This window comes from Nocardioides pocheonensis (genome assembly GCF_003725535.1).
Classification (GTDB): Bacteria; Actinomycetota; Actinomycetes; order Propionibacteriales; family Nocardioidaceae; genus Marmoricola; species Marmoricola pocheonensis.
The window spans coordinates 441,972-456,426 of sequence record NZ_RJSF01000040.1 but is presented as its reverse complement, the minus strand read 5'-3'; the positions used below and the strand labels follow the sequence as shown (position 1 = coordinate 456,426).

The following is a 14,455-nucleotide window of genomic DNA, read 5'->3' as shown; positions in this document are numbered from 1 at the left end:
CGAGGATCGGCGCCATGACCTCGTCTGCGCCGGCCTCCCCCTTGGGCCTCTTCGACATCGACGACCTGATCGACCCCGAGGACCGCGCCATCCGCGACACCGTGCGCCGCTACGTCGACGACCGGCTGCGGCCCGAGATCGCGGGCTGGTACGAGGCCGGCACCGTGCCCGCGCGGGAGCTGTCCGCCGAGCTCGGCCGGCTCGGGGTGCTCGGCATGCACCTCGAGGGCTACGGCTGCGCGGGCACGTCCGCGACGGCGTACGGGCTGGCCTGCATGGAGCTGGAGGCAGGCGACTCCGGGCTGCGGTCGCTGGTCTCGGTGCAGGGATCGCTGGCGATGTTCGCGATCTGGCGGTACGGCAGCGAGGAGCAGAAGCAGGAATGGCTCCCGCGGATGGCCCGAGGGGAAGCTCTGGGGTGCTTCGGCCTCACCGAGCCCGACTTCGGCTCCGACCCGGGCGGGATGCGCACCCGGGCCCGTCAGGAGCCGTCCGGCGACTGGGTGCTCAACGGCACGAAGATGTGGATCACGAACGGCTCGGTCGCCGACGTCGCCGTGGTCTGGGCACGGGCCGACGACGACACGGACCGCGGGACCGTGCGCGGGTTCGTGGTGCCGACCGACACGCCGGGGTTCACGGCGCCGGAGATCAAGCGCAAGCTCTCGCTGCGCGCGTCGGTGACCAGCGAGCTCGTGCTGGAGGACGTGCGGCTGCCTGCCTCGGCGGTGCTGCCCGAGGCGCGCGGGCTGTCGGGCCCGCTGTCCTGCCTGACCGAGGCCCGGTTCGGGATCGTGTTCGGTTCGCTGGGCGCGGCGCGCGACTGCCTGGAGTCGACGCTCGCCTACGCCCGGGAGCGGCAGATCTTCGACAAGCCACTGGCCGCGTTCCAGCTGTCGCAGGCGAAGCTCGCCGACATGACGCTCGAGCTGGGCAAGGGCATGCTGCTCGCCCTGCACCTCGCCGGGCTCAAGGAGGCGGGCACGCTGCGCAACGAGCAGGTCAGCCTCGGCAAGCTCAACAACACCCGGGAGGCGATCGCGATCGCGCGACAGTGCCGCACCCTGCTCGGTGCCGCCGGCATCACGCTCGAGTACCCCGCACTCCGGCACGCGAACAACCTCGAGTCGGTGCTGACCTACGAGGGCACCTCCGAGGTGCACCAGCTCGTGATCGGCCAGGCGCTCACCGGGGAGTCGGCGTTCCGCTGACGGCGCTCGTCGGCGGCGACGCGAGGTCCTGCGCGAACCAGACGACGGCGCCGTCGCCGTCGATCTCGTAGGCCCAGCGGCTCGTCAGGGCCTCGACCAGCTGGAGCCCGCGGCCGTGCACCTGCAGCGGGTCGGCGATCGACGTCACGTGAGCCGCACCTGCCGAGCCGCTGTCGCGCACGGACACGGTGAGCACGTCGTCGTGCAGCTCCGCCCGCACGATGCACCCGCCCTGCGCATGGATCACCGCGTTGGTGACCAGCTCCGACAGGCACACCACCGACGCCTCGACCACGTCGTCGTCGACACCCCACCCCGAGAGAGTCTCCTCGAGGAACCTCCGCGCCGGGGCCACCGAGGAGCGGTCTCCGGCGACCTCGTGCACCGCGACGAGAGCGCCTTCCGGCGGCACCGGTCCCGCGAACGCCGGCGGACGCTCGTGCGGACGCCGGGCCTCGCGGAGACTGGCCGCGAGGTCGCGACCCTGCTGCACCAGACCGGCTGCGGGCTCGTCGTCGAGCACCTGCGTGCTGTCGAAGTAGAGGACGTAGCCGCCCACGACGTCGCGTCCGGTGGCGATCGGCACCGCGGCCACCGCCTGGTGCTCCTCGGACTGCCTCGCAGCGAACTCGGGGTAGCGCGCGGCGAGCTCGACGACCGAGCCGACCACGGGCAGCCCGGTGCGGACTGCCGTGTTCAGCGGTACGTCGTCGTACGCGTCCACGTGGCACCAGGCGACGTCGGCCGCCGGGTCGCGGTCACTGGCGGTGAACCGCAGCCGCCGACCACCGCCCTCGAGCAGGGCGAGTCCGACGCGGCGGACGTGAGGCAGGGCCGCCAGGCGCGCCATTGCGCTCTCGGCCCAGGCGACGACGCTTGCCGCGGGGCCCGCCGCCTCCCTCGCAGCCTGGTCCACGGGGCACAGCCTAGATTCCGCGGCGCCGCCGGGCGAGGCTCAGAAGCCGAGCTTCCGCAGCTGCCGCGGGTCGCGCTGCCAGTCCTTGGCGATCTTCACGTGCAGGTCGAGGTAGACCGGCGTGCCGAGGATGGCCTCGATCTGCTTCCTCGCCGCGGTGCCGACCTCCCGCAGCCGCGCTCCCCGGTGACCGATCACGATCCCCTTCTGGGAGTCGCGCTCGACGTACAGGCTGGCGTGGATCACCAGCAGCGGCTTGTCCGCCGGGCGGTCGGGCTTGAGCGCCATCTCCTCGACCACGACCGCGATCGAGTGCGGCAGCTCGTCGCGCACGCCCTCCAGCGCAGCCTCGCGGATCAGCTCCGCGGCGATGTTCTCCTCAGGCGCGTCACTGAGCTCGCCGTCGGGGTAGAGCTGCGGCCCCTCGGGGAGCCGGCCCACGAACAGGTCGGCGAGCAGGCCCACCTGGTCACCCGACTTCGCGGAGACGGGAACGATCTCCGCGAACTCCACGCCGAGGTCGTCGGCGAGGGCCTGGATCGCCAGCAGGTGCGCCGCGAGCTGCTCGGGCGTCACCAGGTCGGTCTTGGTCGCCACCGCGAACTTCACCGTGCGACGCACCTTCGCCAGCTCGGTGAGGATGAACCGGTCGCCGGGACCCGGTTTCTCGTCGGCCGGGAAGCACACCGCGACGATGTCGACCTCGGCCCACGTGGTGCGGACGAGGTCGTTGAGCCGTTCACCGAGCAGGGTGCGCGGACGGTGCAGCCCGGGCGTGTCGACCAGCACCAGCTGGGCGTCGTCGCGGTTGACGATGCCGCGCACGACGGTGCGCGTGGTCTGCGGCTTCGAGGAGGTGATCACGACCTTCGAGCCGACCATCGCGTTGGTCAGCGTTGACTTGCCTGCGTTGGGACGCCCCACGAAGCAGGCGAACCCGCTGCGGAACGTGTCGGGGTGCTCAGCCACGCGACCCACCCCCGCGAGCGGCGTCGTAGTCGTCCCAGATCTGCTCGTCGGTCTTGCCCGCCGCACGACCCGCCTCGTAGATCGGACGGGGGTCGACGGCCCGGGACTGGCGGCCCCGCGTGCCGCTCCAGTAGCCCATCACGTCGTACGCCGAGGACGGCATGCCGAGGTCGTGGCGCAGGTGACGCCGGATCGCCCGCATCTGCGCGGACTCCCCCGCCATCCAGAAGTACCCGGGGCCCTCGGGCCACTCCAGGCCCGCGACCAGCTCGGCCAGCGCGCTCTCCCCCGGTGCCGGCGGCGGCAGCCAGGTGACGGGCACGCCCACGTAGTCGTCCAGGGGCCCGTCGGGGGTCTCGACGTACGCGGTGACCGGCAGGTCGGTCGACTCGCTGATCCGCGCGACGGCCGGCAGCGCGGTCAGGTCGCCGACCAGCACGACCCAGGACGAGCCGTCCGGAAGCTCGAAGGAGCCCTTCGGGGCCGAGACGCCGACGACGTCACCGACGCACTCGCCCTGGGCCCACTCGGTCACCAAGCCGTGCTCGTGGACGACGACGTCGAGCACGAGCTCACCAGGTGACCACGACCGCACCGTGTAGTAGCGCGTCTGGAACTGGCCCGGCACGGTGAGCGCGACCCACTCGTCCGGGACGCCGGTGCTGGCGAAGCCGTCGAGGCCGGTGAGCACCAGCCGCACCAGGTGGGCGCTGAGCACCTCACGACGCGCGACCGTGGCCTCGAAGGCGCGGGCGTCGGGGCGGGCGTTCACCCGGCAAGGCTAACGGGACACCCTGCCGTCCCCCGCGCCGCGTCGGCTCAGGGGTAGTAGCTCTTCACCTTCAGCCGGCCGTCGGGCTTCACGCCCAGCCGCGCGACGTAGAGCCGCCGCTGGCCGCAGGTGCCCGGCGCGAACGAGCAGGGGTCCCCGGTCTGCGCGTAGCCCACGGCCCCGGCGCTCCAGGCGTGGTAGCCGAGCCTCAGCTTGCCCCGGGTGTCGACGAACGGAGAGGGGCCGCCCGGGCCGGCGATGCCGCCGGCGGTGTGCAGCAGCGGCTTCTTGCGCGGGCGGTGGCAGTCGCCCTTCCAGGTCTTGCAGATCAGGTAGCCGACGGCGTAGGCCGTGCTGGCGTAGGAGTTCGCCGAGTAGAAGAGGTAGTAGCGGTTCTGGTAGCGGATCATCGCGGGGTTCTCGATGATCGTGCCCTCCCAGTCCTGGGCCACCCTGGCCAGGAACGACGGCTTGCGGCCCGGGAGGACCCCGGTGGCCGCACGGTCCATCGGCTGGGTGAACAGCTTCGCCGGGAAGTAGTCCCGCTTCCAGACCAGCCACGGCCGGCCGTTCGGCGCGATGAAGATCTGGGGGTCGATCGCACCCTTGGTCGGGCAGACGGTCGGCGACGTGGTGCTGTCGACGAACGGTCCGGTCGGCGTGGTCGCGTGCGCGAGCGAGATGCACATGCGCTGACCCGGGACGCCTGCGGCCTGCACGGCGTACGCCAGGACGAAGTCGTGCTTGGCGATCCGGGCGACCGCCGGGGCCCAGGGTCCGTGCGCCGGGCGGAGCCGGCCGTCGTCGGGCTGGGTCGTGGAGTACGCCGCCCAGGCCGCCGGCTTCGGGAGCACGTCACCGAGCGGGGCGTCGGGCGTCTCCGGCCGCAGGACCCAGGTGCGCAGGTCGGTCGACGTGACCATCGGGACGTTCAGGCCGGTCTTGACGCTGTCGCCGCTGGTGGTCGAGTACGCGTAGTACCTGGCGCCCACGCGCAGGACCGACGGGTCCGGGAAGTCACCGCTGTAGGGCTGGCCGGCGACGAGCGGGTCCTGCCCGGTCGGGGAGGGTCGGAGCGGCCGGGCCTGGGCAGGCTGCAGCACCATCAGACCGGCGGCCAGCAGGCCGAGCAGGCAGAACAGGGAGAGGATGATCCGAGAGCGACGCACCTGGTCATCCTGCCTCGAATCACCGGGATTCGCAGAATCCTCCGCGATCCCGGCGGGTCGCCCGCCCCCCTCAGGAGAGCCAGGTCGGGCGCAGCGGCATCCCGCTGGAGCCGTCGGGCGTGGTCTTCGTCGCCAGCACCTGGTGGAGCTGGATCTCGTTGAGCGCGAAGCCCATCCGAGACCCGGCCATGTAGAGCCCCCACACCCGCGCCGTGCCCAGACCGACCTCCGCGACGCACTCGTCCCAGTGCTCGACGAGGTTGCGGTTCCAGCCGGCCAGGGTCTTGGCGTAGTGCATCCGGAGGTTCTCCTCGTGGTGCACCTCCATGCCGGCGTCCTGGATCTCGGTGATGATCCGGCCGGACCCGGTGAGCTCGCCGTCGGGGAAGACGTAGCGGTCGATGAACGCCCCCGTCTGGGCCTTCTTGTTGTGCGACCGGGTGATGCAGTGGTTGAGCAGCCGACCCTCCGGGCGCAGCTTCGACTTCAGGAAGCCGAAGTACGACGGGTAGTTGGCCACGCCGATGTGCTCGGTCAGGCCGATCGAGCTGACCGCGTCGAAGCCCGTCTCGGTCACGTCGCGGTAGTCGAGGTGGCGCACCTCGGCACGGTCGTCGAGGCCCTCCTCCTTGATCTTCTGCTGGGCCCAGGCGGCCTGCTCCGCCGACAGCGTGACGCCGAGCGCGGTGACGCCGTAGTGCTTGACGGCGTGCCGGACCATGCCGCCCCACCCGCAGCCCACGTCGAGCAACCGCTGGCCGGGCTGGAGGTCGAGCTTGCGGCAGACCAGGTCGTACTTGGCGTACTGCGCCTCCTCGAGGGTGGCCTCCTCGGTCGGGAAGACCGCGCAGGTGTAGGTCATCGAGGGACCGAGGACCATCTCGTAGAAGCGGTTGGACACGTCGTAGTGGTGGTGGATCACCTCGGCGTCGCGCTCCGGGGAGTGCAGGAAGCCCTCCATGATCCGGCGCCACCGAGGCAGGTGCTCCTCGGGCGGCACCGGCGGCGGCTTGAGGTTGGACACCCCGAGCGCGCGCACGAGACCGAGGGCCTCGCCGGGCTTCGGCATCCGGAACTTGAGGCCCTTCGCACCGCCCTTGATCGCCATCAGCGCGTCGTAGGGGTCACCCGGGTGCGAGCCGATCACCTCGAGGTCGCCGGACACGTAGGCGCGCGACAGGCCGAGGTCGCCGGGCGCGGAGAGGATGTAGTTCAGGCCCCGCTCGTTGAGCAGGTTGAGCCCGTACGGCGCGTCCTCGGGACCCGCGCTGCTGCCGTCGTACGCCGTGAACCGGAACGGGATGTCCCCGAGCAGCAGCTCGGTGAACGCATCGGCGATGGAGGTCGTGGAGGAGAGGAGCGTCATCGTCGGGTAACCGCCTTGTCGTAGAGGCTGATGAACCGGTCATCAGGGTCGTAGCGCTGCTTGACCGCAGCCAGGTTGGCGCCGTCGTAGAGCCGGTCGAACGTCTCCCGGTCGTAGAAGGAGTCGGAGTAGAGGGACTTGTGGCCGTCGAGCTCGTGCACCTTGGCCTCGATCGCCCGGTTGCGCGGCGCCTGCGGGGCGTCGGCGCCGACGTGCACCGTGCCCCAGAAGCCCACGTTGACGTAGGTCTGCCCGGGCTCCAACGGATAGGAAGTCCATGGGTGGGAACCACCTGCTACGTCCGTGGTTGCGTCACTGCCGCGCGCGAGAAGCCTGAGTGGGCACAGCCAGACCGGACGCATGCCGACCGCGGCGTCGAACCAGTCGAGGAACTCGCCGAGCCGCTCGACCGGCACCTCGACGTCCTGGATGACCCGCTCGCGCTGCGGGCGGCCGGCACGCCGGTCGAGCCGGTCGGCGATGCCGAACCGACGGTCCAGGCCGAGCAGCTTCATGTAGACGTCCGAGCGCCGCCAGCGCCGCGGCCACAGCCGGCGGACACGAGGGTCCTGGGCACCGAACGCGCCGGAGCACCAGAACCAGTCGGTGTCCCAGCGCCACAGGTAGTCGTGGACGGTCAGGAGGTCGGTGGAGCGCTGCTGGATCGAGCGGTAGAAGATCTGCTGGCCCGTGTAGTCCGACGTCTTCGGTGGTTGAGGTGCGAGCTCGCCCGCCCTTCGAGACGGTCGCTGCGCGACCTCCTCAGGAACCACCTCGAAACCTCCGTCGTCGGTCCAGGTCGCCAGCGTCAGGTAGTACTCCCCCGGCCCGAACGCGACGCCGTCCAGGCCGTCGACCCGGACGCCGTCCCACTCCCGACTCTCGGTGATCTCCGCGATCGCGGCGGACAGCTTGTCGGCCTCGTGGAAGCGCACGTGCCGCAGCGCGGCGTACGCCGGGACCGGCTCGAGCCGGATCCGCAACCGGGTGGCGTAGCCGAGCGAGCCGTAGGAGTTGGGGAAGGTGCGGAACAGGTCGGCGTGCTCGTTGTCCTCGGTCGCGGTGACGACCTCGCCGCTGCCGGTGAAGATGTCCATCTCCAGGACCGACTCGTGGGGCAGTCCGTTGCGGAACGACGTCGACTCGATGCCGAGCCCGGTGACGGCGCCACCCAGCGTGATCGTCTTCAGCTGCGGCACGACGTACGGGATCAGGCCGTGGCGCAGGGTCTCCTCGACCAGGTGCTCGTAGGTGCACATGCCCTGCACGTCGGCGGTGCGCCCGGCGGGGTCGATGCCGATCACTCCGTCGAGGCCGGAGACGTCGAGGCCCGGACCGCTCGTGGCAGCGCGCGCCCGGAAGAGGTTCGACGTCTTCTTGGCCAGCCGGACGGTGTCCGCCGGGGCGATCGCGGCGTAGGACCTGCGCAGCTGCTCCACTGCGGCTTCGTGCCGCGTCCTCCCGATCAAAGCCACCGGAGCAATTTAGCGCCGCGACCGGGGGTCACGTCGAGTGACTATCGCCGATCGTGCCGTTCGGACCCCCGTGGTGCACCGGTACGCCGGCTCCGGCGAACTCCCGCAACGGCACCAGCTCGCTCTCCAGGAAAGCTCCCTCGTTGAGCACGACGGCCGCCTCGGCGCCCCGGGCACCGCTGGCCACGGCCATCGCGATGCACACGCCGAGCGCGGAGACCTTCAGCGACGGCAGGTCGACCGTGGCGGCGGCGTAGGTGCGCCCGTCGAGGTCGCGCAGCGCGGCACCCTCGGCCGCGCCCGTGCGCACCCTCGTCGCGCGCGCCAGCACCACCAGCTTCTCGTCCTCGGCTTCCACGGCCGCGATCCTACTGACCGGCAGGCCGAACAAGGTCCGCGCCGTCAGGCCTTCGCGGGGGACGGGGTCTCGGTCGGCTCGGGCTCGGGCTTGCGCACCTCGACCGGGCTGATCAGCACCGTGCCGATCCGGTTGCGACGCCCCTTGGCCTCCTCGGCCCGGAACAGCAGGCCGCCGACCTCGACCGTCGACCCCGGGATCGGCACGCGGCCGAGGTGCTTGGCCATCAGGCCGCCGACGGAGTCGACCTCGTCGTCGTCGATCTCGACCCCGACGAGCTCCTCGAGGTCGTCGACCGGGTAGCGCGAGGAGACCCGGGTGGAGCCGTCGGGCAGCCGCTCGAGCGTGACCTCCTCGCGGTCGAACTCGTCGGTGATCTCGCCGACGATCTCCTCCAGGATGTCCTCGATGGTGACGAGGCCCGCGGTGCCGCCGTACTCGTCGACGACCACGGCCAGGTGCTTGCGTGACTGCTGCATCTCGCGGAGCAGGTCGTCGGCCGGCTTGGTGTCGGGCACGTGGAGCACGGGACGCATCACCGACTCGACGTGCTCGGTGGTCTCGGCGTCCTTGCGGTCGAAGACCCGGCGGGCGACGTCCTTGAGGTAGGCGAAGCCGATGATGTCGTCGAGGTCCTCCCCGATCACGGGCACGCGGGAGAAGCCGGACCGCAGGAACAGCGACATCGCCTGCCGCAGCGTCTTCTGCCGCTCGATGTAGACGACGTCGGTGCGCGGCACCATCACCTCGCGGACGATCGTGTCACCGAGCTCGAAGACCGAGTGGATCATCGCCCGCTCGTCGGACTCGATCAGCTGGCTCGCCTCGGCCAGGTCGACCATCTCGCGCAGCTCGGCCTCCGACGCGAACGGCCCCTCACTGAAGCCCTTGCCCGGGGTGAGGGCGTTGCCGACCAGGATCAGCAGCTGCGGGATCGGACCGAGCACGCGGGTGAGCGCGATCACCAGACCCGCGGACCCGAGGGCGATGCGTTCCGCGTGCTGGCGACCGAGCGTGCGCGGGCCCACGCCGATCACCACGAACGACACGACGAGCATGACCGCGACCGAGACCAGGACGACGACGAAGCGGCCGGCGCCCAGGACGTGCTGGATCATCAGGGTCGCCAACACCACCGCGCTGGTCTCGGAGAGCAGGCGCAGGAACAGCGCCGTGTTGAGGTAGCGCGGGGCGTCCTCGAGGATCCGGAGCACGCGACGTGCGCCGCTGCGGCCCTCGTCCTCGAGCTCCTCGGCGCGGGCGCGCGAGAAGCCTCCGAGCGCCGCCTCCGAGGCGCTGAGCAGCCCGGCGACCAGCACCAGACCGATCACGATCAGGAGCAGGCCCGGACTGTCCGCCCTCATCTCGGGGCCGCCCCCTCGGGAGCTGGGCCGCCGCTCAGCACGGCCTGCCACTCGGCCAGGAGGCGAGCCTGCAGGCCGAACATCTCCTGGTGCTCCTCGGGCTCGGCATGGTCGTAGCCGAGCAGGTGCAGGATCCCGTGGACGGTGAGCAGGTCGAGCTCGGCGACGGCCGTGTGACCGGCCTGGCCGTTGGCGACGGCCTCCTCGGCCTGACGCACGGCGACGGCCGGGCACAGCACGAGGTCACCGAGCACGCCCTCCTCGGGCTCCTCGTTCACCTGACCCGGGCGCAGCTCGTCCATCGGGAAGGCCAGCACGTCGGTCGGCCCCTCCTTGTCCATCCACTTCGCGTTCAGCTCGGCGATGGTGTCCTCGTCGACGGCCGTGATGCACAGCTCGGCCTGCGGGTGGACCCGCATCCGGTCCAGCACGAACGCCGCGAGCCGCTGGGTGCGGCTCACGTCGAGCAGGTCGAGCCCGGACTCGTTGAGCACCTCGATCGTCATGACGCCGGTCGATTCGCTCGCACGCTCGTGCTCATTCCGGACTGCCCGACCGCATCGTGCGGCGGTGCTCCGCGCGGGCGTCGAACTCGTCGTACGCCGCGACGATCTTGCCGACCAGCTTGTGGCGGACCACGTCGTGGGCGGTCAGCCGGTTGAAGGAGACGTCCTCGATTCCGTCGAGGATGCCCTCGACGATCCGCAGCCCGGACTTGATGCCCGACGGGAGGTCGACCTGGGTCACGTCACCGGTGACCACGATCTTCGACCCGAACCCGAGCCGGGTGAGGAACATCTTCATCTGCTCCGGAGAGGTGTTCTGCGCCTCGTCGAGGATGATGAACGCGTCGTTCAGGGTGCGTCCGCGCATGTACGCCAGCGGAGCGACCTCGATCGTGCCCGCGGTGAGCAGCTTGGGGATCGACTCGGGGTCGAGCATGTCGTGCAGGGCGTCGTAGAGCGGCCGCAGGTAGGGGTCGATCTTCTCGCTGAGCGTGCCGGGCAGGAAGCCGAGCCGCTCCCCTGCCTCGACGGCAGGACGCGTCAGGATGATCCGGTTGACCTTCTTGGCCTGCAGCGCCTGCACGGCCTTGGCCATCGCGAGGTAGGTCTTGCCGGTGCCGGCCGGGCCGATGCCGAACACGATCGTGTGGCGGTCGATCGCGTCGACGTAGCGCTTCTGGTTCAGCGTCTTGGGGCGGATCGTGCGGCCGCGGTTGGAGAGGATGTTCAGCGAGAGCACGTCGGCCGGGCGCTCGGTGGACTCGGCGCGCAGCATCGTGATCACCCGCTCGACCGTCTCGGGCGTGAGGCCCTGGCCGGTGCGCACGATCGCGACCAGCTCGTCGATCATCCGCTCGGCGAGCGCGACCTCGCCCGGATCGCCGGTCAGCGTGATCTCGTTGCCCCGCACGTGGATGTCGGAGACGAGGGCCTTCTCGATGAGGGCGAGGTGCTCGTCACCGGGGCCGAGCAGGGCCACCATGTTCACGCTCGTCGGGACCACGACGGTGTGGAGCGTGCCCGGTCCGCGGGACTCTGCTGAGCGTTCGGTGCTCGCCTTGCTGGTGTCAGTCATCCGTGCCCTTCGCGGGCGGCCTCTCGGTGGGGAGCAGTGCCTCTCCATGTTACGGGAGTGGCTCGCGCGGGGCACCCGAGTTGGTGGCCGCGCGGCGTACGGGCCGTGCGACGAGGTTCAGGGGCGCGTGACCAGGAGGATGCCGAGGCACATCTCGTCGGTGGTGCCCTCGCCCCACAGCACGTAGCGGTCGGGCTGGCCGTGGAACGCGGGGAGCCGGTCGCGCAGGTCCTGGCTGTGCGTGCAGGTCACCTTGACCGTGTCGCCCCGCTGCAGGTGGATCGGCGGCGTCGGGCGGCTGCCCTGGTTGTCGAAGTCCCACACCGGGATGTCCAGGATGGTCCGGGCCTTCGGGGTGCCCGGGTCGACCTCGATCCGGATCTGCCGGCCGAGCAGGTGCATGTGGCCCGCGACGCCGCGGATCGTCTCCGGAGCGGTGATCTCGCGCGTGCAGGACTGCACCGGCCCGGGCGGAGCGCCCCCGCACAGGAGGTGGAGCCCGTCGGCGATCGAGCCGGGCCCGTCGCCGAACCGCGCCTTGACGTCGGCGAGGGCGTTCGCGCGATCGCAGAGCGGCCCACTCTTCCCGGGGCGGCACGGCAGCTCGACGGGTGCCGGGAGCAGCTGGGTCTCGAGGGCCTGCGTGGCGGGGTCGGTGCTGAGCCGGAGCTCGGCGGCGCTGGTGTCCGGCGCCGCGCCCTCCAGCAGGTTGTAGTGCACCTGCATGATGATCCGCGAGCCCGCGGGCATCGTCTCACCGAGGCCCTTGCCGTAGATCCGCTCGGAGCCGCCCGGGGCCCAGGCCCCGAGCCAGGGCGCGTCGTCGAGGCTCCCCTGCGAGCTCAGACCGGAGGTGCCGAAGCAGGTCCAGCCCTCGCCCGGTGTCTCGGCGTCCTTGCTCTCCGCCTCCTTGACGAGATCGGGCGGCACCCGGAAGAGGATCACGTGGTGCACCACGGTGGGGTTGCCCGGACGCACGTTGAAGCCGGTGATGAAGGAGTCCTGCGTCATCTTCGGGTCGAGCAGGAAGCACCGGTAGTCGTCGGTGCCGACGCCGGTCGGCGCGGACGGCGTGTAGGGCTTGGGCATGGCGACGGTGACCCGGCGCTCCCCCGCACGCAGCGGCTTGTCCGCCACGGGTGCGGTCGTCGCCGTGCTGGAGGCCGGACTCGAGGTCGGGCTCGGACTCGCGGAGCGGGCCGCGCCACCTGACGGGCTGTCGGGGGTGCTGCCGCAGGCGGCGACCAGGGCGAGCGCACCCACCGCCAGGACCGCGGCCGCAGGACGCCTCATCCGGGAGGCCAGCCCATCTTCCGTCCGCCCAGCACGTGCATGTGCACGTGGAAGACGGTCTGGTGCGCATCGGCTCCCGTGTTGAAGACCAGCCGGTAGCCGCCGTCCAGGCCGTCCTGCTCGGCGATCTCGCGAGCGGTGGCGAAGAGATGGGCCGCGGTGTCCGGCTCGCCGTCCGCCAGGGCCGCGGCGTTCGGGTAATGACTGCGGGGCACGACGAGGACGTGGGTCGGCGCCTGCGGCTCGAGGTCGCGGAAGGCGACGGTCGTGTCGGTCTCGTGCACGACGGTCGCGGGGATCTCACCCGCGACGATCTTGCAGAACAGGCAGTCGGGGTCCGCGGTCATGGACCGAGGATAGGTCGCCCCCGGCGGATCGGTGTCCCCGGCGTGTAAACCGGCGGAGCGGGCTGCGCGTCCCAGTAGCGTGAACACGACCATGCTCACGACGGTGGAGGAGGCGGCCATCACAGGCCACGACGCCGACGCCGCCCTCGAGGAGCTGTACGCCGGGCACTACACCGCGCTGGTCAGGCTCGCCGTCCTGCTGCTGCGCGACCAGGGCCTGGCCGAGGACGTCGTGCAGGACTCGTTCGTCGCCGTGCACGCGCGCTGGGACCGGATCGACGGGGCCAAGGCGCCGGCGTACCTGCGCCAGACGGTCGTGAACCGGTCGCGCAGCGCGCTGCGCCGCCGGGCCGTGGCCACCCGGCACCAGCCGGAGCCCGTGCCCGCCGCCGCGGGCGCCGACGAGACGGTGCTGCGCACGGAGCGCCGCACGGCGGTGCTCGACGCGCTCGCGGCGCTGCCCGCGCGGCAGCGCGAGGTGCTGGCCCTGCGCTACTACCTCGACCTCTCGGAGGCCGAGATCGCCGGCACGCTCGGCATCAGCCGGGGCGCGGTGAAGAGTCACGCGTCCCGAGGCGCCGCCGCGCTGCGTGCGGCGCTGCCGCGCGAGGAGGAGGACTGATGAGCCAGCCCGACGACGAGCTCAGCCGCGTCCTGCACGACGCCGTGGCCGACGTGCGCCCGCGCGGAAGCTACGACGACATCCGCTCCCGAACCGACAAGGTGGTCCCCATGAAGAGCCGCTGGATCCTGCCCACGCTCGCCGTCGCCGCGGTGATGGCGGTGGTCGTCGCCGGGGCCTTCTGGCTGACCAGCGACGACACGACTCCGAGCCCCTCCGGTACGCCGACCCAGGGCACCTCGAGCCCACAGCCGACCGATGGGGCCACGGGTGGCGCCACGAGCCGACGCGCCGTGCCCGTGTACTTCGTGGGCGACTCATCCCACGGACCGAAGCTCTACCGGGAGTTCCAGGCCAAGGACACGTGCGACACCGACGCGTGCCTGCTCAAGGCGGCCACCGTCACCGCGCTCTCCGGGACTCCCCAGGACGCCGACTACACGGCGCCCTGGCCGGACGGAACCGGCCTGCGCAACGTCGCCTACGACGGTGATGCGCTGACCATCGACCTCGTCGGCGACCTCCACGACCGGCCCGCCGGCATGAGCCAGGCCGACGCGGAGCTGGCCGTGCAGCAGCTGATCTACTCCGCCCAGGCGGGTCTCGGGAAGGGACGGGTGCCGGTGCAGCTGCTGCTGGACGGCAAGCACAGCGACACCGTCCTCGGCGTACCGGCGTCCGAGCCGCTGGCGGCGGGCAACCCCGACGACGTCGAGGCGCTGGTGCAGGTCGATGCGCCCGCCGAGGGCTCGACCGTGTCCAGCCCGTTCACCGTGACCGGCCGCGCCGCGACGTTCGAGGCCAACGTCGTCTGGGAGCTCAAGCAGGGCGACACGGTCGCGAAGAAGGGATTCACCACAGCGCAGGAGTGCTGCACGCTCTCGCCGTACTCCTTCCAGGTGACGGCGCCTCCCGGCACCTACACGCTGGTCGTCCACGACACCGACGAGTCGGGCCAGAACCTCCCCGTCGACCAGGACACCAAGCAGATCACGGTGCAGTGAGGCGCTTC

At 71.4% G+C, this 14,455-nt stretch carries 15 protein-coding genes; 3 read left to right on the top strand and 12 right to left on the bottom strand.

The features are described from left to right. Positions 1–14: 14 nt before the first annotated feature. On the top strand, positions 15–1,211 hold the full coding sequence (locus tag EFL26_RS13045) for an acyl-CoA dehydrogenase family protein (RefSeq protein WP_123223285.1): 1,197 nt from the start codon (positions 15–17) through the stop codon (positions 1,209–1,211). On the opposite strand, the gene EFL26_RS13040 is transcribed toward EFL26_RS13045, so the two are convergent. The 12 genes from EFL26_RS13040 to EFL26_RS12985 all read right to left on the bottom strand — a co-directional run bounded on the left by EFL26_RS13040 (position 1,186) and on the right by EFL26_RS12985 (position 12,821). Next, a complete protein-coding gene (locus EFL26_RS13040; RefSeq protein ID WP_148046703.1) occupies positions 1,186–2,127 on the bottom strand; it encodes an ATP-binding protein in 942 nt (313 codons plus the stop codon). The genes EFL26_RS13045 and EFL26_RS13040 overlap by 26 nt on opposite strands. A gap of 39 nt (positions 2,128–2,166) precedes the next feature. After that, positions 2,167–3,096 (bottom strand): GTPase Era, encoded by a 930-nt coding sequence (era, locus tag EFL26_RS13035; RefSeq protein ID WP_246000174.1) that lies wholly within the window; start codon positions 3,094–3,096, stop codon positions 2,167–2,169. Further along, the gene (locus EFL26_RS13030; protein ID WP_123223282.1) at positions 3,089–3,868 is read right to left on the bottom strand and encodes a siderophore-interacting protein; all 780 of its coding nucleotides are present in this window, start codon (positions 3,866–3,868) and stop codon (positions 3,089–3,091) included. The genes era and EFL26_RS13030 overlap by 8 nt, the downstream gene beginning before the upstream one ends. A 47-nt stretch (positions 3,869–3,915) precedes the next feature. Continuing rightward, complete coding sequence (locus tag EFL26_RS13025; RefSeq protein WP_123223281.1) at positions 3,916–5,037, bottom strand: family 43 glycosylhydrolase; 1,122 nt, start codon at positions 5,035–5,037, stop codon at positions 3,916–3,918. A 70-nt stretch (positions 5,038–5,107) separates the two neighbouring features. Beyond that, entirely contained in the window at positions 5,108–6,403 is a 1,296-nt protein-coding gene (locus EFL26_RS13020) for a class I SAM-dependent methyltransferase (RefSeq protein WP_123223280.1), read from the bottom strand. Then, a complete protein-coding gene (locus EFL26_RS13015) occupies positions 6,400–7,878 on the bottom strand; it encodes an FAD-binding oxidoreductase (protein ID WP_342773533.1) in 1,479 nt (492 codons plus the stop codon). The genes EFL26_RS13020 and EFL26_RS13015 overlap by 4 nt, the downstream gene beginning before the upstream one ends. Positions 7,879–7,906: 28 nt before the next feature. Beyond that, entirely contained in the window at positions 7,907–8,236 is a 330-nt protein-coding gene (locus tag EFL26_RS13010; RefSeq protein WP_246000173.1) for a cytidine/deoxycytidylate deaminase family protein, read from the bottom strand. Positions 8,237–8,280: 44 nt separating this feature from the next. After that, the gene (locus EFL26_RS13005) at positions 8,281–9,600 is read right to left on the bottom strand and encodes a hemolysin family protein (RefSeq protein WP_123223279.1); all 1,320 of its coding nucleotides are present in this window, start codon (positions 9,598–9,600) and stop codon (positions 8,281–8,283) included. Next, entirely contained in the window at positions 9,597–10,106 is a 510-nt protein-coding gene (gene ybeY, locus EFL26_RS13000) for an rRNA maturation RNase YbeY (protein ID WP_123223278.1), read from the bottom strand. The genes EFL26_RS13005 and ybeY overlap by 4 nt, the downstream gene beginning before the upstream one ends. A gap of 31 nt (positions 10,107–10,137) precedes the next feature. Beyond that, complete coding sequence (locus tag EFL26_RS12995; RefSeq protein WP_183408174.1) at positions 10,138–11,181, bottom strand: PhoH family protein; 1,044 nt, start codon at positions 11,179–11,181, stop codon at positions 10,138–10,140. Between the two features lie 117 nt (positions 11,182–11,298). Then, positions 11,299–12,474 carry a hypothetical protein gene (locus tag EFL26_RS12990; protein ID WP_123223276.1) on the bottom strand — a complete coding sequence of 392 codons (1,176 nt, stop codon included), beginning with the start codon at positions 12,472–12,474 and terminating at the stop codon, positions 11,299–11,301. Beyond that, on the bottom strand, positions 12,471–12,821 hold the full coding sequence (locus tag EFL26_RS12985; protein ID WP_123223275.1) for a histidine triad nucleotide-binding protein: 351 nt from the start codon (positions 12,819–12,821) through the stop codon (positions 12,471–12,473). The genes EFL26_RS12990 and EFL26_RS12985 overlap by 4 nt, the downstream gene beginning before the upstream one ends. Before the next feature lie 91 nt (positions 12,822–12,912). On the opposite strand from EFL26_RS12985, the gene EFL26_RS12980 reads away from it, so the two are divergent. Continuing rightward, the gene (locus EFL26_RS12980) at positions 12,913–13,443 is read left to right on the top strand and encodes a SigE family RNA polymerase sigma factor (RefSeq protein WP_123223805.1); all 531 of its coding nucleotides are present in this window, start codon (positions 12,913–12,915) and stop codon (positions 13,441–13,443) included. After that, entirely contained in the window at positions 13,443–14,447 is a 1,005-nt protein-coding gene (locus EFL26_RS12975) for a Gmad2 immunoglobulin-like domain-containing protein (protein WP_123223274.1), read from the top strand. Before EFL26_RS12980 ends, EFL26_RS12975 begins: the two co-directional genes overlap by 1 nt. Positions 14,448–14,455: the final 8 nt, after the last annotated feature.